We start from the raw sequence: 16,383 nt of genomic DNA on the forward strand, positions 1-16,383 counted from the left end.
CGCGCGCCCGCGTCGGGATCATCCGTTCAACAGGCCCGCCAGGGTGGCCTCCGGGCTGATCGCGTCGGGGTCGGTGCGCACGTCGATGAGGACGGGGCCCTCGGCCGCCGCCGCATCGGCCAGCGCGTCGGCGAGTTCCACCGCGGTCTCGGCCGTGGCGCCGCCCGCTCCCAGGCCCCGCGCGTAGGAGGCCAGATCGAGCGGGCCGCTGATGTCGGTGCCCGCCCTGCGGCCGAGCTCGCTCGCCTGATGCATCGCGATCGTGCCGTAGAGCCCGTTCTGGAACACCACGACCGTGATCGCCAGGCCGAGCCGCGCCGCGGTCTCCAACTCCTGGCCGGTCATCAGCACGCCGCCGTCGCCCACTGCGGCCACCACGGTCCGGTTGGGCGCCGCGAGCTTCGCGGCGACCGCCGCCGGGACCGCATAGCCCATGGCGCCGCTGGTCGGAGCGAGCTGGGTGCGCGGGTGCCGGTAGGTCCAACCGCGATGCAGGAACGCCGCGAAGTTGCCGGCGTCGTTGGTGACGACGGTGTCCTCCGGCAGCGCCTTGCGCATCGCCTCGACCACCGCCCACGGGTGCAGCGGGCCCTCGGCGCGGGTGGCGGCCTCCGGGGGTGCGGTGGCGGTGCGCTCCCAACGGCGGTGGGCCTCGCTGTAGTCGCGGTCGGGCGTGTCGACGGGCAGTTCGGCGAGGGCGTCCAGCGCCACTTGGGCGTCGGCCACCGCGCCCAGCCATACCCCGGTGACCGCGCCGACCTGGTCGGGGTCGATGTCGATCTGGGCCACCGGCGAGCCCGGTCCGGGGCCGGCGGCGGTGGGCAGCCGGTAGGTCTGGCTGGTGATCTCGCCCAGCCGCGAGCCCACCACCAGGACGGCGTCGGCCTCCTCCAGCGATCGCAGCACCGCAGCGGGGCACCCCAGGCCGAGGTGGCCGAGGTAGAGGCGGTGGTCGTTGGGGAACACGTCCTGGCGGCGCCATGAGGTGTAGACGCCCACGTTGTAGCGTTCGGCGACGGCGACCAGCTCCTCGCGTGCGCTGCGGGCGCCGCCGCCGGCGATGATCACCGGGCGTTCGGCCGCGGCCAGCCACTCCGCGAGCCGGTCGCGCTCCTCCTCGCCCAGCGGCGGCCGCGGCGGCTGCGCCCCCGGTAGCGCATGTGCCGCGGGGACGTGTCGGCCGAACAGGTCACCGGGCACGGCGACGGCCACCGGGCCCGGGCGGCCGGTGGTGGCCACCCGCAGCGCCTGGGCCGTGACCTCGGCGAGCCGGTCGGCGCGGTGGACCGTGGTGGCCCACTTGGTGATCGGCGTGTAGAAGGCGGTGAGGTCGACCTCCTGGAACGCTTCGCGCCCCAGGTAGGGGCTGGTGACCTGGCCGAGGAACACGACCATCGGGGTGGAGTCCTGGCGCGCGGTGTGCACGCCCACGGCCAGGTTGGCGGCGCCGGGACCGCGCGTGGCGGCTGCGACCGCGGGGACGCCGGTGAGCTTGGCCTCGGCCTCGGCCATGAACCCGGCGCCGTTCTCGTGGCGGGTCGAGACGAGCCGCAGGTCGTCGTGCTGCTCGATCGCGTCGGCGAGTTCGAGGAAGCTCTCGCCGGGCACGGTGTAGCACCGGCGTACACTCGCGGCGGCCAAGACGTCGACGACCTCCTCGGCGGCGGTGCGCCAAGCCCGGTCGCCGCCGGCCCGGGATCGGTCCAGGCCCTCATAGGCGCCCTCGGCGGCGCTGCCGACCGGGTTTTCGGTCTCCTCTGTCATCGGCGTCCTCCGGCTCGCGGGTTGGTCACCCTTGCCTTCTGCCCGCCCGCGGCTCCCGATTCACCTCGGCGGGCGCGGGCGGAAGGGCCGGACGGGGGCGGCGGCCCGCAATGGGGGAGTGCGGTGGCGTCCTCACAGGCCCAGCAGGCGCAGCCCGGCCGCCGTCGCCGCGGCGACGACGAGAACGACGAGGAAAGGCGCGCGCAGCAGCAGGGCTACGGCCGCGGCGGCGATACCGCCGACACGGGCGGGGTCGAAGACCAACTGCTGACCGCCGTCGGTCGCGGTCTGTACGGTGATCAGCGCCGCAAGCAGCGCCACCGGGACCGCCATCGCGAAGCGCTGCACGAGAGGATGGTCGAGCAGCCGCCGCGGTGCCGAGAGGCCGGCCAGCTTCAGCAGGTAGCAGCCCGCGCAGGTGCCGATGATCACCGCCCAGAGCGCCATGTGCGGACCTCCCCGCGATCCGTCCGTCCCGTACCGCCGTCGTCCGAGGGAGCGCCGCTGTCGCCGCGCTCCGGGGTGCTCCCTCCGGTGGCTGCGCGCCCGCCGGGCACGACCAGCGCCGCCGCCGAGGCGAGCAGCACGGGAACCCCCGGCGGCAGGAAGGGCACCGCCGCCAGCGCGATCGCGGCGGCGAGCACCGCCACGGCCCGCTCCCGGCGCCCCTCCCGCAGCCGCGGCGCGATCAGCGCAAGGAACACAGCCGCGCCCATGGCGTCCAGCCCGAACGCCTCGGTGTTCCCGATCCGCTCGGTCGCCAGGGCGCCGACCAGCGTGGTCGCGTTCCACATCACGTAGATGGTGGCGAAGACCGTGAGGAACGAGGTGCGCGCCCACGCGCCGGTGGGTTGGGCCAGGGCGCCGGCGGCGGTCTCGTCGATGATGCCGTGCGCGGTCAGCAGCCTCCGGGCGCCGCGCCAGGGCAGCAGGTCGGCCATCCGCAGGCCGTAAAGGGTGTTGCGGGCACCCAGCAGCAGCGCGCCGGCGGCGCCCGCGGCCAGACTGCCGCCGCCGGCGAGCACCCCGACGAGGGCGAACTGCGACGCGCCGGTGAAGGCGAGCAGGCTCAGTACGCACGCCTGGGGAACCGACAGCCCCGCGGTGACGGCGGCGGCGCCGAAGGCGACACCGGACAGACCCACCGCGATACCCATGCCCAGTCCGTCGCGGACGGGAGGCGACAGCCGTCCAGAAGTGATGTCCACGTCAGTCGACGCTAGCCGCGCGGGGGCGGCGGCGTCTTGAACGTAATTGCAGGCCCTTTCGCCGTACGGGGCCCCCGCCGAGCGCAGCGCGCCCGGCGCAGGCGGGCGGCCGGACGGTCGAATCCGATGGCGGCGGGTGGCGGGCGGCCTTGCCGACCTGCCGAGATGCGGGTGACCTGGAGGAAAAGCGGCGCCGAGGACGGCGGATGGCTCGGCCCGCGGTCATCGGGCCGGGTGCCCGCCGGTGGCGGTTGCGGCGGGGCGGCAGCGGTTTGCTGTGCGGCCTTGCCGACCTGCCGAGATGCGGGTGACCTGGAGGAAAAGCGGCGGCGAGGGCGGCGGATGGCTCGGCCCGCGGTCATCGGGCCGGGTGCCCGCCGGTGGCGGTTGCGGCGGGGCAGCGACGGCAACAATGGGTCCGGGCCCGCGGTCGTCGGTTCGGTGCTCGCCGGTGGCCCGCCCGGCGGGGGCGGCGAGGGCGCCGCGGCGTCGGGCCCGCGGTGGTCGGCGGTGGTGGTCACCGGCCCCGGCCGCGGGTGGTCGAGCCGTGGCGGCTGCCGCCCGGTTATCGGCGCGGGCCTGCGGGGCGCTCGGCGGCGGCCATGCGGCCAGGTTGAGGGCCACGAGATGCACGTACGTGCGGCGGCATCGGCATCGGCGTCGCCCCGAGGTGCCGCCCCCACACCGTGATTCCGCGATACGAAACAACGCAGGGTGTTTTGTACATCAATGCCCGATTTCTCAGTGGGTCCGCGGCCGCGCTGCGGCGGCGACGGCCCACGAAGCGCGCCGAATGGCGCGAAAACAGCCCCGGAGTCAACTTTTCGTGCGCCTCGTGGCCACGGCGTCCGCCGAGGCCGCCCGAAAAACGGGCATAGACCCCAAAAGTCCACCCCATCGGGGGGTGCGGCTCTCGGAGGCGACACCCAGGCGCAACGAGCGACGCGGCGTCGCCCCCGACCCCCGATCCCGCGCACCCCCGGGGCGTGCGAGCGCCCGCGACCGCGCCCCGCCGCGCGGCCTCCGGCCGGTGCCGGCCCGGCAGGGGACACGGCGAGACCCAGCCGGCGCACCGGCGCCGGTAGGTCCCCTATGCCGGTCCATCCGGCGATGATCGCGAACTTATGGCCGCGGAATGCGCTTACCTGCGACCATAAGTTCGCGATAGACGGGCCAAGCCGCGCCGAGTCTGTCTCCAGGGCTGGATTCGGCGCCGAATCCAGCCCTGGAGACAGACTCGATGGGACCGGTGCCACCTATTGCGGGGTTTCGACCGGACAGCGGCCGGAATCCGGTGAAAACCGCGCATTCGATGCGCCGACCGGCCCGCGGCGGCCCAACGCCGTCCCCGCCGGCCGCCGCCACCGGCGAGCACCCGACCCGTCGACCGCGGGCCGGACCCGGCGCCGTCCTCGCTGCCCGTCGTTCCCCGTCAAACGCCCCGTCGCCCGGCAGACCAACAAGGCCGCCCAGCAGACCGCTGCCGCCCCTTCGCTACGTACCGCCACCGGCGCACACCCGACCCGACGACCGCAGGCCCAGCCCACCGCCGCCCTCGGCGCCGCTTTTCAGTCAAGTCCACCCGGCACCCGGCAGACCAACAAGGCCGCCCAGCAGACCGCTGCCGCCCCTTCGCTACGTACCGCCACCGGCGAGCACCCGGTCCGACAACCACAGGCCCGACCCACCGTCACCCTCGCCGCGCCTGCGGCCGTCTTCCACGGGCACCGGCCTCCCGCACCATCACGGCTGATCACCGTCGGGCCCGCCCAGTACCCCCCTTTGGAAAGCACCCGGCGGGACCCCGGTGATGCGTTTGAAGTGCCGTGTGAAGTGCGGCTGGTCGGCGAAGCCGAGTCCGGTGGCGACGTCGGCGAGCGGGATGCCGTCGGCGAGCAGCCGGCGGGCGCGCTGCACGCGCACGTCGTTGACGTAGGCGTGCGGCGGCAGGCCGTGCGCGGCGCGGAAGGCGCGCAGCAGCGCGAAGGGCGGCGTGTCCACCTCCGCGGCCAGTTCCTCCAGGCTGGGCGGGTCGGCCAGGCGCGAGCGCAGCAGTTCGCGGGCCTGCGCGACGGCGCGCGCGGGGCCGGGCGGCCCGGCCGTCTCGGTGGGGGAGGGGGCATGGGTGTGGCGGGCAAGCAGCCGATGCAGCGCCTGGCGGGTCAGCGTGGAGGCGCTGAGGCGGTCGCCCCGCTCGGTGGCGCGGTGGGCGGAGCGCAGCAGGGCGGCGGAGGCGGGGTCGCGGATCTCGCCCGCCGTGAACGGCGGAACCGACCCCATCCCGAGGTCGCGGGCAGCGGCGGCGACCACCTCCACCTCGGGGTAGAGGACCCGGTAGCGCCAGCCCTCGGGCACCCCGGCATGGCCGGTGTGGACCTCGTTCGGTTCCACGGCGGCGATCCCCCCGGCCGAAACCCGGTGGAGCCCTCCGCGGTGGGTGAACTCCTCCACGCCGGTCTCGATGAGGGCGAAGGTATAGGTGTCGTGGGTGTGGCGGTTGAAGCTGTGGCGCACATAGCGGGCTTTGAGCAGCTCGACTCCGGGCAGGCCGGGATGGCGCCAGAAGCGGGCGCGCTCGCCGGACTCGTCGGTCATAGCGCCAGCTTAGGCAAGGGGGCGGCAGCGGTGCGCGCCCTGGTCGGCCACCGGCTCCCTCGTTCGGGCGCAGTCGTCGGCGGGGCGTTTCGCTCCGGCGTACGCCGGCTCGGAATCCGGGAAGCCGGGAAGCCTGCGGGAACCGTTCCGGCGCCGCCACCACGCAGGTTTGGGCAGGACCTAGACTTTCCGCGTGCTCACCATCGACGTCGCCGAGAACCTCGCCGACCGCGCCGCCGTGTTCGCCATCCGGGGCGCCGTCTTCGTCGCCGAACAGCGCGTGCCCATCGCCGAGGAGTGGGACGCGCGCGACCTCGACGCCGAGCACCTGCTGGCCCGTACCGACGGTGTGCCCACTGGAACCGGCCGTCTGGTCGTGGAAGGGGTGCGGGGCCTGCTCGGGCGCCTGGCGGTGCTTCCCGAGGCGCGGGGGACGGGTGCCGGCGCCGCCCTGGTCCGCGCGATCGAGGAGCGGGCGCGCAAACTGGGGCTGGGCGAGATGGAGCTGCACGCGCAGACCCACGCGCTGGGCTTCTACGAGCGCCTCGGCTACACCGCCCGGGGCGAGGAGTTCCTGGACGCCGGGATCGCGCATCTGGACATGCGCAAGCCGCTGGACTGAGCGTCCGCTGCGGGGCCGCGCAGTGGCAGTTGCGTGCCGATTGTCACGAAATAGCGCCACGACGTGCTCCCGTTGGCGGTTGTGACGGTCGTCGCGTTGCTTGTATCGGGGCCCTGGGCGACCATGAAGCTACCAGGGAGTAACCTCAATGGTCGGCCGACGCCCCGGCGTCCCGCACGAATTCGCGGGACCGGCGGCCCGGCCCCGCCGCAGCAGCACCGAGTCCTAGCAAGCCGCACCCAGCACAGCAGAGGAAGCCATGACGGTCGAGACCGAGCCGGTTGCCGAACTCCCCGACCCGCGGGACTTCGGGCTCCCCGTGGTCGGCGAGGAGGAGATCCCGGCGGAGTTGACGTCCCTGGTCGAGGAGGTGCGCACGCTCGTCGACGCCGTCGCCCACACCCGGGCGGGCGCCGAGGACCTCGCGGCCGCGCGCACGGCCGTCGCCGAGGCCGCCTCGCGTCTGCAGGGCGACCGGCACGACATCGGCACCATGGTGCGCCACACCTGGCCCGACGGCCGGGTGGAGTACGGCACCCTCGCCAACATCGTCGCCGGCCCGACCAACGCCGCGGCACCGCCGCTGCGCCTGGAGCGGGCCTCCGGCGGCGGACTGCACGGCGGGTTCCGGCTCAACGGCGTCTACCAGGGACCGCCCGGCCTGGTGCACGGCGGCTGGCTCGCCGCCCTGCTCGACCAGGCCCTCGGCGCCGCCGCCGGAGCCGAGGGGATGCCGGGCCTCACCGCCAACCTCGACGTGAACTACCGCCGTCCCACGCCCGTCGAAGCGCCGCTGGAGATCACTGCCCGCGTCACGGGCACCGAGCGCCGCAAGGTTTTCGTCGCGGCCGAGATCAGCCACGACGGCGAGGTCACCGCCGAGGGCACCGCCCTCATGGTGCGCCTGGACCTTCCCGGCGACGGCGGCGCCTGACGGCCGCCGCCGCGCCCGGCCGCCCGGGCCCGGATACACGAAAGCGCCGCGCGGGGCGCCTTCCGGCAGCCCCGCGCGGCGCGATCGCGCCAATCGGGAATCAGCGGCGGCGCAGCGCCCGGCGCAGTCGACCCTCGACCTGCCGGATGCCGCGCTGCACCTCCGGCGGCATGCCGCCGCCGCGCCGCGTGCGCGCGCCCGTGCCGCGGTTCGTCCGCGACGGACGGCCGAAACCGCCCAGCCCGCGGGTCGGCGCGGCGCCGCCCGTGCGGTGGGGGCGGTGAGTGCGGCTGACGGGGGCGCCGCCGCCCATGCCGTTGAGCCTGCCACCGACGACCTGGCGCGCCTTGCGTTCGATCCAGTTCCTACGGGTCCCCATGGGATGTCCTCCTCGGGGGGATGGCTCTGTTTCGCTCTGCTCAGGGAGACGGTCTCTCGTCTGATCCCTGGTGTGTTATCTACCCGTGACACGCCGGGTTATGGGGGCCGTCCCGGCGACCGGCCCGCCGGTCCGCCGCTCGGGCCGGGCCCCGCCGCTTGCGCGTCCTGTCGACTGTATGGAGAACGTGCAGCTCATGCGGCTTGCGTGCGTTTGCGGTGCGCTGCGCAACAGGCTCCGACGATGCCGGAGACCCGGTCGGATTATGAGCTAGATCATGCCGCGGCGGCACCCGGTTCGGGTGGTTTCGTGGCGGATGTCCGATAGACCGGAGAGGTGACGACGAGCATCGCCGAACCCGCGCAGGCCGACCTTCCCGCACACGGCGGATTGGCCGACACCCTCTTCGGGCGCGCCGAACGCCACCCCGACGCGCCCATGCTCAGCCGGCAGGAGAACGGCCGCTGGCAGGACATCCCGGCCGCAGCGGTGCGCGACGACGTCGTGGCGCTGGCCAAGGGGCTGATCGCCCGCGGCGTGCACCCCGGCGACCGGGTGGGGCTGCTGTCGGGCAACCGCTACGAGTGGACGCTGCTGGACTACGCGATCTGGACGGCCGGCGCCGTCTCCGTGCCCGTCTACCCCTCGTCCTCGGCCGAGCAGATCTCGCTCATCCTCGGCGACTCCGGCGCTGTGGCCTGCGTCGTCGACGACACCTCGCACGCCGCGGCGGTCGAAGGCCTGCGCGGCGGCCCCGGCGGCCCCGAAAGCCTGGAGCACGTCTGGTGCTTCGACACCGGCGCCCTCGACGAGCTGCGCTCAGCCGGTGCCGGGGTGCCCCACAGCGCGGTCGAGGAGCGCCGCGCCGGCGTCGACCCCGCCGACCCGGCCACCATCGTCTACACCTCGGGCACCACCGGAACGCCCAAGGGATGCGTGCTCACCCACGCCAACTTCCTGGCCGAGATCCGCGCGGTCGTCACCGCGCTGCCGGTGCTGTTCGAACCCGCTCCCGACGGCGCGCAGCCCTCCACACTGCTGTTCCTGCCGCTCGCCCACGTCTTCGGACGCATGGTCCAGGTCGGCGTCATCCACGCCGGGGCCCGCCTCGGCCACACCGACAGCGTCGGCTCGCTCATCGACGATCTGGGATCGTTCCGGCCCACCTTCCTGCTCGCGGTGCCCTACGTCTTCGAGAAGATCCACGCCACCGCCCGCAAGGGCACCGGCGGCCTGCGCCGGCGCATCTTCGACGCCGCCACCGAGACCGCCGTCGCCTACAGCCGAGCCCGCGACAGCCGGGGGCCGGGGCCCGTGCTGCGGCTGCGCCGCGCCGTGCTGGACCGGCTCGTCTACCGCAAGCTGACGGATGCCCTGGGCGGCCGCTGCACCCGCGTGATCTCGGGCGGCGGGGCCCTGGACACGCGGTTGCTGCACTTCTACCGCGGTATCGGACTGGAGGTCTACGAGGGCTACGGGCTGACCGAAACCACCGCAGCCGTACTGGCGAACACTCCCGGACACGTCCGGCCCGGAACCGTGGGCGGCCCGCTGCCCGGGGTCGAGGTGCGCCTGGCCGAGGACGGCGAGGTGCTGCTCCGGGGCGGGCCCGTCTTCACGCGCTACTGGAACCGCCCCGAGGCCACCGCGGACGCGTTCGTCGACGGCTGGTTCGCCACGGGCGACCTCGGCGAGATCGACGGCGACGGCTACGTCAGCATCACCGGCCGCAAGAAGGAGATCCTGGTCACCGCCGGCGGCAAGAACGTCGTCCCCGTGCCGATCGAGGAGCGCGTCTGCGCCGACCCGCTGATCGAGCAGTGCATGCTGGTCGGCGACGGCCGCTCCTTCGTCACCGCGCTGATCACCCTGGAGCCCGACGAGCTCGCCCGGTACAAGGAGCGCAGCGGCTACGCCTCCGGTGAGCCGCACGACCTCGACGCCGATCCGGCGCTTCGCGCGCGGGTGCAGGAGGCGGTCGACTCCGCCAACGCGGCTGTGTCGCGCGCCGAGTCCATCCGCGCCTTCCGCATCCTGCCCGAGCAGTTCAGCGTGGAGGACGAGACGCTCACACCGACGCTGAAACTCCGCCGTTCCCGCATCGCCGACCGCTACAGCTCATCGATCGAGGAGATGTACGCGAAGCGCTGAGCGCGCGTAGGAAGCCGTCGGAGGCAGCGCCTCCAAGGCTGCGCGCCGTGATCATCGCTGCGCCGCCCGACCGCGGCGCCGCTCGGCCCGAGCGGTGCGGCGGAGACCGGATTTAAGGCTTGGACCTGCCGTTTCGCCGACCAGGACGGTGGTGGCCGGTTCCGCGACGCGTACCCGATCCGGCGACGGGCGCACCGGACCGGCCGTATTCAGTGGGTTGTATCGGGTCAACCGATTCCGTCGTTATCGACTGCCCTAAATTGACTCCGTAGTGTAATAGTGCACGCGCAAAGAGTTGTGCGGCGTTTGCCCGACCGCGTTGCCGCTTTGCCCCCGGCCGCCGCAGGCGATCATCCGGTCACACCCGACTCAGGCTGCCCGCATACCCGCTGGCGTGGCACAAAGCGCCCGCCATCCCCGATCCGTCGGCGGATCGGCGCGCCCCGCCGCCCACCCGCGGGTCAGCGTCCGGCAAAACCGCCCGCGGTTCAGTCGGTCGGCCCGAATGTCCGTACGTGGCCACCCGTGTTGCCGCAGGGCCCTCCCGCGCCGAAGGTGCAGGGGAGTGATTGCTGCGCGACGGCCGCCGGTCGCGCCGGGTGCCACAGGCACACCGCCGCCGGACCTTTGCGCCGGGGCGCCCGCGCCCGTCGGCGGCCGCCCGTCCTCGCGCCGCAGCAGTCCGCACCTTCGAGGAGCCGGCAGAGATGAGGACGCCGCCATGAAGTCGACCGTCGAGACAACCGAGGTACCCGAGCAGCGCACCGGACCGGCGACCGCGCAGCACCGGAGCGCGCCCCGGCGCGGCCGGGGCCACGGCGCCGGCCTGCGCGGGCTCGGCCACGTGCCCGAGTCACCGCTGTACGAAGGCCGGTTCGGCCGCATGTTCCGCCGCCTGCCCCCGCTCGCCCTCGGCGAGGACGAGATCACCGCCCTCGCCGAGCGCATGGTCGAGCGCAGCCCGGGAGACCCGGGGCTGGACAATCCGCGCATCCCGAGCGGATACACCTTCCTCGGGCAGTTCATCGACCACGACATCACCCACGATCCGACGCCGCTGCAGGTCGGCCGCCGCGATCCGGACGCGCTTACCAATTTCCGCTCGCCGTTCTTCGACCTGGACTCCGTCTACGGGCGCGGCCCCGCCGACCAGCCCTACCTCTACGACGACGAGAAGCCGGGACACTTCCTCGTGCCGGAGCGCGACGGCCAGTACGACCTGCAGCGCAACGCCCAGGGCTCGGCGATCATCCCCGATCCGCGCAACGACGAGAACCTGTTCGTCACCCATCTTCAGCTGACGCTGCAGCTGTTCCACAACGAGGTGCTGGACGCACTGCCTGAGCTTCCGGAATCCGCGCGGCTCGGTGAGGAGGACGATTTCGCGGCGGCTCAGGGCATCGTGCGCCGGCACTACCAGTGGGTGGTGATCCACGACTTCCTGCGGCGGATCGTCGGCGAGGAGACCTTCCGCGACGTCCTGCGCAGCGCGCAGCCCACCGCGCGGGGCCGCGGCGTCGAACGGCCCGACCTGCGCTACTACCGCTGGCGCAACAACCCGTTCATGCCGGTGGAGTTCTCCGTGGCGGCCTACCGGTTCGGGCACTCGCTGATCCGGGCGCGTTACAAGCTGAACACGTCGGTCCCGCAACTGCCGATCTTCACCGCCGATCCCGTCTCCGAGAGCGACCCGCTCTCCCACCTGGGCGGCTTCCGCGCGCTGCCGGAGGGCTGGCAGATCGAGTGGCGCCGGTTCTTCCCGCTCGGCGCGGACGGCGGCGGACCGGAGTCCGCGCGGGCGATCGACCCGTTCCTCGCGCCGCCGCTGATGGAGCTGCCGGAGGAGGCGGCCGAGGGCGTGGCGTCGCTGGCCCGGCGCAACCTCACCCGCGGCGTGAGCCTGGGGCTGCCCTCGGGGCAGTCGGTGGCCTGCGCGATGGGTGTGGAGCCGCTCGCCGACGCCGACCTGGGTTTGCCCCGGCCGGGACCCGCTCCGCTGTGGTACTACATCCTGCGCGAGGCCGAGGTCGTCGCCGAGGGGCGCCATCTGGGCCCCGTCGGCGGGCGCATCGTCGCCGAGGTGTTCCTCGGCCTGCTCGCCGCCGACCCGGCCTCGTACCTGAGCAGGGACCCGGGCTGGAAGCCGACGCTGGAGAGCGCCGAGGACGGCGACTTCACCATGTCCGACCTGATCCGCTTCACCGGATTCGGCCTCGGCGAGGTCTGAGCGTGCCGATCGGGCACGACCCTTCCCCCGCCCGCGGGGCCTTCCCGCGGGCGGGGGCACCGCCGCCCCAACCCGCGGGCGGCCCCGCCGAGCGCGCGCACGACGTTCCCGCCGCCGCGCTCGGCGCGCTAGAATCGAGGCCATGAACCGCCGCTATCGCTGCTTTAGACCGCCGGCTGCGCGCCGGACGGCCGCCGATAGCTGAGCGGTCGCGGTTCGCACGCCGGCTCAGAGCGCCAAGGCACCCGCCTTGCGCTCTTTTTCTGTTCAGCGGCGGCTCCGCGACCCTTCGACCCGGCGGGGCGGCCGCCCCCGAGTGTTGGAGGATCCCATGGCCGATTCGCCCGCCCGCGTCCACGAGCTCCGCAACCGTATCGACGTGCTCGACGCCCGGCTCGCCGGGCTGCTGGAGGACCGCGCCCGGCTCGCCGCCGACGTGCAGCGCCTCAAGCCGGTCGGCGGCTTCGCCGGGCGCGATGCCGAGCGCGAGCGGGCCCTGGTCACCGCCATGGCCGAGCACGCGCCGCGGCTGGGCGGCGACCGGCTCGCGCGCATCATGGCCGCGGTGATCGAAACCGGCCTGGAGGCCGCGGAGGAGGAACTGCGCAACGCCGCGGGTTAGCGGGCGCCGCGCTGCGAACGCGGCGGCGGACGCCCGCGGCTAGGACTCCCGCCGCTCCAGCTTCGCCAGGCGCTCCGCCGCCTTGCGCGGCGAGCGGGCCCGGCGGGCCATGCCCTTCCACGGGTCGCCGTCCGCCTCGTCCAGCCGCTGCAGCCGGTCGCCCAGCGTGCGCACCGTCCACGCCCGAGCCGAGCCGACCCCGTCCAGCTCGTCCCAGGACAGCGGGACGGCCACCGGCGCCTCGGCCAGCGCGCGCACCGCGTAGGGCGCCACGGCGTGCTGGGCGTAGGCGTTGCGCATGACGTCCAGGAACAGCCGTCCGCGGCGCTTGTCCTTGCGGAACTCGGTCGTATAGGTGTCGGGCCTGCGCGCGGCGACGACGTCGGCGAGGCGCCGGGCGAACGAACGCACCTCGTCGAAGTGCTCGTCGGGGCGGATCGGCGACGTCACGTGCAGTCCGCGCGATCCCGTGGTCATCACGAAGCCGACCAGGTCCACCTCGTCCAGCGCGGCGCGGATGTCGTGCGCGGCCTCGCGGACCAGCCCGAAGTCGTCGCCGGCGGGATCGAGGTCGACGATGATGCGGTCGGGGTGCTCCAAGCTGTCGGCGCGGCTGAGCCAGGGGTGCGGGGTGATGACGGCCTGGTCGGCCAGCCACAGCAGGCTCGCGGTGTCGTCGCAGACCGCCATGGTGACGCTGCCGCCCTGCTCGCGCGGGACCTCGACCCCGCCGATGAAGTCGGGGGCGTGGGCGGGCAGCTGCTTCTGGAAGAACCCCTCCGTGCCGCCCTCGGCGAAGACGCCGTCGGGGAAGCGGTGCAGGGCCAGCGGCCGGTTGCGCACGTGCGGCAGCATCAGGGGCGCCACGGCGCGGTAGTGCTCGGCCAGTTCCCGCTTGGTGACTCCACCCTGTCCGAACAGCTCCTTGTCGGGCTTGCCCAGGTCCACCGTGTGGCGCCCGGCCTTCAACGACGTCGGCGAGGCGCTCATCGGTCCTCCCCGTCGCGGGGGCGCCCCTTGAGCGTGCGGCCTTCGTCCTCGGCGACGTCGCCGATCTCCCGGTCGGTGCGCACCGACCGGGGCTGGGTGGAGACCGGATTGCGGCGGGCGTCGGCGGCGGAGTCGCGCTCCTTGACCAGCAGCCACGCCTCCTCGTCGCCGTCCCCGCCGGAGCGGAAGCGGTTGAGCGCGTAGCGACCGGTGAGCTTCTCGCCGTGCAGTTCGAAGGAGACGTGTCCGTGTTCCAGGCCCTCGGCCATGCTCATCGGCCGCCCCTGCTTCGAGGTGGTGCCGACGTAGGTGCCGGTGTCCCAGACGAGCACCGTGCCGCCGCCGTACTCGCCCGCGGCGATGGAGCCTTCGAAGTCGGCGTAGTCGATCGGATGGTCCTCGGTGGGCACCGCGAGCCGCTTGTCGCGCGGGTCGGTGGAGGGGCCTTTCGGTACGGCCCACGACTTCAGCACCCCGTCGACCTCCAGGCGCAGGTCGTAGTGCTCGCGCCGGGCGACGTGGTGCTGGATGACGAACAGCGCCTCCTCGCGCTCCCGACCGCCCGCGGCGCCTTCGGGCTCCGCGGTGCGGGCGAAGTCGCGCCGGCGGCGGTACTCCGAGAGCGCGGAGTCGGCGCCGCCGGAAGAGGTGGTTTCCGACGTGCGGGAGCCGGGCTTGTCGGACCGGTTCATGCTCACCCCCGTCCTGCGGCCTGCGGCCGCGTCGTCCCTGGGCCGCGGCTACCCGCGCCCGGCGCGGTTACACGCCGGGCGCGGTAGCGGGCACTCGGTCGCAGCCGGGTGAGACGGGCGGAACAGGCGGGCGGTAGCCGGGCCCTGCACCGGCGGGCCGGTCAGCGGAAGCGGCGGACGTCGAGCCAGACCAGGCGGTGGTCGGAGGCCTGCGCGGCGGCCGCGGCGCCCGGGCGCCCCTCGGCGGGCCAGAACACGCCGGTCTCGCGCACCGGGAGGCCGCGGGAGGGCAGCACGTAGTCCACGCGGAGGTTGCCGGGGCCGGGGACGTCGCCGAAGTCGGCCGTGTCGTAGGCGGGATCGCCGATGTGCTCGGCGTTCGCGCCGCCCTGGGTCGCGGCGGCCTGCGGCGCGCCCTCGCTGGCGGGCGTGAGATGGCCCTGCACGCGGCGCGCCTGGAGCAGTTGGCGGGTGGCGCGCGGGTGGCCGTCGCCGTCCTCGGGGTCGGCGTTGAGATCGCCGGCGATCACGAACTTCGCGCCGGGGTGCAGCCCGCCGCGGCGGCCCGCGTCGTCGTAGATGTAGCGGCTGCGGCGCGGCGACACGTAGTCGGCGAAGAACCGGTTCTCGTCGTGGTTGCGGGCGACGTTGCGCTCTTCAGGGCCGTCGAAGCCGGGCGGAGTGGGGTGGGAGGCCAGCAGGTGCACGGGCCTGCCGCGGCCGATGCGGACGGGCACGTCCCAGTGGCTCTTGGAGGACAGCCGCAGCACCTTGCGCTCCTCCTCGGAGTAGAAGGGCTCGCCGGTCGCGGGGTCGGTGGGCAGCATGTTGCCGGGCATGTCGGCCCAGCGGAAAGTCTGGAAGGTGCGCGCGGCCTCGCGGTCGATCGGGTACCGCGAGTAGACCACCATGCCGTACTGGCCGGGGAACATGCCGAACCCGTAGGCGTCGTCGCCGTAGCCGGGGGTTCCGGGCTCGGTGACCGCCTTGCCGTCGTTGTTGAGGTCCAGCCCGGTGGCAACGCCGGTGTTGCTGGGGGCGGTGTAGCGGTACCGGTAGCGGATCGGCTCGGCGCCGTCCTGGGGGAGGGAGAGGTAGTTGCGCTGGAACAGCTCGGCGGCGCGGCCCCGCTCGTCGTAGTCGAACTCGTTGACCAGCAGCACATCGGGACGCGCGCGCTGGATGACCTCGGCGGCCGCTTGCGCCTGCTCGTCGCCGGGGCCGGAGAGGTCCTCGACGAGTTCGCCCTGGGCGGACCTGTTCAGCGAGGCGTTGAACGTCGCGAAGCGCACGGAGCCGAAGCCGTGGTCGCGGTCGTGGTGGTGGCCGCGACCGTGGCCGGAGTCGGCGTAGGCGGCGGCTGGAGCGGCGGTCAGCGCGCAGACCAGCGCCGTCGACAGGGCGAGGAGCGCGCGGGGACGCGGACGGGGCATGCGGGGGTTCCTTTCGAGCCGGGATGGCCGGTCGCCACCGGGCCGAGTGTGCCCGGCGGCGTCCCACAGTGCCATTGCCGGGCGTCACCGCGACGATCGGCGGGTGAACAGCGTGCTGCCGCGTCGCAGGGCCGCAACCGCCCAACCGTCGACCGGCGCGGGCAGGCGCAGTGCGGCGGCGTACGCGCCGGTGGTCACTCGCCCCGCGTGCCGTCGGCGAGTTCGCGCAGGATGTCCAGGTGCCCGTTGTGCCGGGCGGTCTCCTCGATCATGTGCACCAGGACCCAGCGCAGCGTGACCGCCTGGCGCCCCGGCAGCCGGCCCGCACCCCCCAACTCCATCCGGGCGGTGATCGCGCGCGAGCGCTCGCACTGCTCGGCGTACTCGGCCAGCAGCTCCGGCAGCGGCCGCCGGCCGCCCAGCCGCCACTCCGCGTCGGGATCGTCGGCGGTATAGGGCCCCTCGTCGGGCCCGCCCCGCAGGCACACCTCGAACCAGGCGTGCTCCACCCAGCGCAGGTGCGCGACGACGCCGCCGACCGACACCAGCGGAGAGGTCGGCAGCGGGGCGGCACGAGCGAGGCCCGCGTCCAGCCCGGCGCACTTTTCCCATACCGTTGAGCGGTGCCAGTCGAGCCAGGCCGTGAGCATGGTCCGCTCGTCGGCCGAGGTCGGCGCGTCCACCCGGGGCGCGGGCGGCGGTGGTGTTGGAGCCGCTCCGGCCGCCTGGGCGGCTTCGGCGCCGCGCGTCGTGTCCGTCATGCGGT

At 74.1% G+C, this 16,383-nt stretch carries 14 protein-coding genes; 5 read left to right on the top strand and 9 right to left on the bottom strand.

Annotated elements, in window-relative coordinates:
- Positions 1-18 precede the first annotated feature (18 nt).
- The 4 genes from EKD16_RS10335 to EKD16_RS10350 form a co-directional block, all read right to left on the bottom strand.
- Positions 19-1,764, bottom strand: a complete 1,746-nt coding sequence (locus EKD16_RS10335; protein WP_131098189.1) for a thiamine pyrophosphate-dependent enzyme — start codon at positions 1,762-1,764, stop codon at positions 19-21.
- 132 nt (positions 1,765-1,896) lie between these two features.
- Complete coding sequence (locus EKD16_RS10340) at positions 1,897-2,211, bottom strand: AzlD domain-containing protein (RefSeq protein ID WP_131098190.1); 315 nt, start codon at positions 2,209-2,211, stop codon at positions 1,897-1,899.
- Positions 2,193-2,921, bottom strand: a complete 729-nt coding sequence (locus tag EKD16_RS10345; RefSeq protein WP_131102330.1) for an AzlC family ABC transporter permease — start codon at positions 2,919-2,921, stop codon at positions 2,193-2,195. The genes EKD16_RS10340 and EKD16_RS10345 overlap by 19 nt, the downstream gene beginning before the upstream one ends.
- A 1,794-nt stretch (positions 2,922-4,715) precedes the next feature.
- The gene (locus tag EKD16_RS10350) at positions 4,716-5,567 is read right to left on the bottom strand and encodes an AraC family transcriptional regulator (RefSeq protein ID WP_131098191.1); all 852 of its coding nucleotides are present in this window, start codon (positions 5,565-5,567) and stop codon (positions 4,716-4,718) included.
- A gap of 193 nt (positions 5,568-5,760) precedes the next feature.
- Between EKD16_RS10350 and EKD16_RS10355 the strand changes: the two genes are divergently transcribed.
- Together EKD16_RS10355 and EKD16_RS10360 are read left to right on the top strand one after the other, a co-directional pair.
- Positions 5,761-6,189, top strand: coding sequence for a GNAT family N-acetyltransferase (locus EKD16_RS10355; protein ID WP_131098192.1), 429 nt, complete (start codon positions 5,761-5,763; stop codon positions 6,187-6,189).
- 259 nt (positions 6,190-6,448) lie between these two features.
- Positions 6,449-7,123 (top strand): PaaI family thioesterase, encoded by a 675-nt coding sequence (locus EKD16_RS10360; protein WP_131098193.1) that lies wholly within the window; start codon positions 6,449-6,451, stop codon positions 7,121-7,123.
- A gap of 100 nt (positions 7,124-7,223) precedes the next feature.
- Here EKD16_RS10360 and EKD16_RS10365 read toward each other — a convergent pair whose 3' ends face one another.
- The gene (locus tag EKD16_RS10365) at positions 7,224-7,502 is read right to left on the bottom strand and encodes a hypothetical protein (protein ID WP_131098194.1); all 279 of its coding nucleotides are present in this window, start codon (positions 7,500-7,502) and stop codon (positions 7,224-7,226) included.
- Between the two features lie 336 nt (positions 7,503-7,838).
- Here EKD16_RS10365 and EKD16_RS10370 point away from each other — a divergent pair, with 336 nt between their 5' ends.
- The 3 genes from EKD16_RS10370 to EKD16_RS10380 all read left to right on the top strand — a co-directional run bounded on the left by EKD16_RS10370 (position 7,839) and on the right by EKD16_RS10380 (position 12,502).
- Positions 7,839-9,653: an AMP-dependent synthetase/ligase gene (locus EKD16_RS10370; protein ID WP_131098195.1), complete on the top strand. Its 1,815-nt coding sequence runs from the start codon at positions 7,839-7,841 to the stop codon at positions 9,651-9,653.
- Between the two features lie 721 nt (positions 9,654-10,374).
- On the top strand, positions 10,375-11,880 hold the full coding sequence (locus EKD16_RS10375; RefSeq protein WP_207391488.1) for a peroxidase family protein: 1,506 nt from the start codon (positions 10,375-10,377) through the stop codon (positions 11,878-11,880).
- 331 nt (positions 11,881-12,211) lie between these two features.
- Positions 12,212-12,502 carry a chorismate mutase gene (locus EKD16_RS10380; RefSeq protein WP_131098196.1) on the top strand — a complete coding sequence of 97 codons (291 nt, stop codon included), beginning with the start codon at positions 12,212-12,214 and terminating at the stop codon, positions 12,500-12,502.
- Between the two features lie 39 nt (positions 12,503-12,541).
- Here EKD16_RS10380 and ligD read toward each other — a convergent pair whose 3' ends face one another.
- The 4 genes from ligD to EKD16_RS10400 all read right to left on the bottom strand — a co-directional run bounded on the left by ligD (position 12,542) and on the right by EKD16_RS10400 (position 16,267).
- Complete coding sequence (gene ligD / locus EKD16_RS10385) at positions 12,542-13,492, bottom strand: non-homologous end-joining DNA ligase (protein ID WP_131098197.1); 951 nt, start codon at positions 13,490-13,492, stop codon at positions 12,542-12,544.
- Complete coding sequence (locus tag EKD16_RS10390) at positions 13,489-14,184, bottom strand: DNA polymerase ligase N-terminal domain-containing protein (protein ID WP_131098198.1); 696 nt, start codon at positions 14,182-14,184, stop codon at positions 13,489-13,491. Before EKD16_RS10390 ends, ligD begins: the two co-directional genes overlap by 4 nt.
- 161 nt (positions 14,185-14,345) lie before the next feature.
- On the bottom strand, positions 14,346-15,617 hold the full coding sequence (locus EKD16_RS10395; protein ID WP_131098199.1) for an endonuclease/exonuclease/phosphatase family protein: 1,272 nt from the start codon (positions 15,615-15,617) through the stop codon (positions 14,346-14,348).
- A gap of 194 nt (positions 15,618-15,811) precedes the next feature.
- Positions 15,812-16,267, bottom strand: coding sequence for a DinB family protein (locus EKD16_RS10400; protein WP_242677410.1), 456 nt, complete (start codon positions 16,265-16,267; stop codon positions 15,812-15,814).
- Positions 16,268-16,383: the final 116 nt, after the last annotated feature.

The organism is Streptomonospora litoralis (assembly GCF_004323735.1).
Lineage (GTDB): Bacteria > Actinomycetota > Actinomycetes > Streptosporangiales > Streptosporangiaceae > Streptomonospora > Streptomonospora litoralis.

Excerpts from the sequence above, each read along its gene's own strand:
- EKD16_RS10335 (WP_131098189.1), bottom strand. The coding sequence starts at position 1,764 with ATGACAGAGGAGACCGAAAACCCGGTCGGCAGCGCCGCCGAGGGCGCC.
- EKD16_RS10340 (WP_131098190.1), bottom strand. The coding sequence starts at position 2,211 with ATGGCGCTCTGGGCGGTGATCATCGGCACCTGCGCGGGCTGCTACCTG.
- EKD16_RS10345 (WP_131102330.1), bottom strand. The coding sequence starts at position 2,921 with ATGGGTATCGCGGTGGGTCTGTCCGGTGTCGCCTTCGGCGCCGCCGCC.
- EKD16_RS10350 (WP_131098191.1), bottom strand. The coding sequence starts at position 5,567 with ATGACCGACGAGTCCGGCGAGCGCGCCCGCTTCTGGCGCCATCCCGGC.
- EKD16_RS10360 (WP_131098193.1), top strand. The coding sequence starts at position 6,449 with ATGACGGTCGAGACCGAGCCGGTTGCCGAACTCCCCGACCCGCGGGAC.
- EKD16_RS10365 (WP_131098194.1), bottom strand. The coding sequence starts at position 7,502 with ATGGGGACCCGTAGGAACTGGATCGAACGCAAGGCGCGCCAGGTCGTC.
- EKD16_RS10375 (WP_207391488.1), top strand. The coding sequence starts at position 10,375 with ATGAAGTCGACCGTCGAGACAACCGAGGTACCCGAGCAGCGCACCGGA.
- EKD16_RS10380 (WP_131098196.1), top strand. The coding sequence starts at position 12,212 with ATGGCCGATTCGCCCGCCCGCGTCCACGAGCTCCGCAACCGTATCGAC.
- ligD (WP_131098197.1), bottom strand. The coding sequence starts at position 13,492 with ATGAGCGCCTCGCCGACGTCGTTGAAGGCCGGGCGCCACACGGTGGAC.
- EKD16_RS10390 (WP_131098198.1), bottom strand. The coding sequence starts at position 14,184 with ATGAACCGGTCCGACAAGCCCGGCTCCCGCACGTCGGAAACCACCTCT.
- EKD16_RS10395 (WP_131098199.1), bottom strand. The coding sequence starts at position 15,617 with ATGCCCCGTCCGCGTCCCCGCGCGCTCCTCGCCCTGTCGACGGCGCTG.
- EKD16_RS10400 (WP_242677410.1), bottom strand. The coding sequence starts at position 16,267 with ATGCTCACGGCCTGGCTCGACTGGCACCGCTCAACGGTATGGGAAAAG.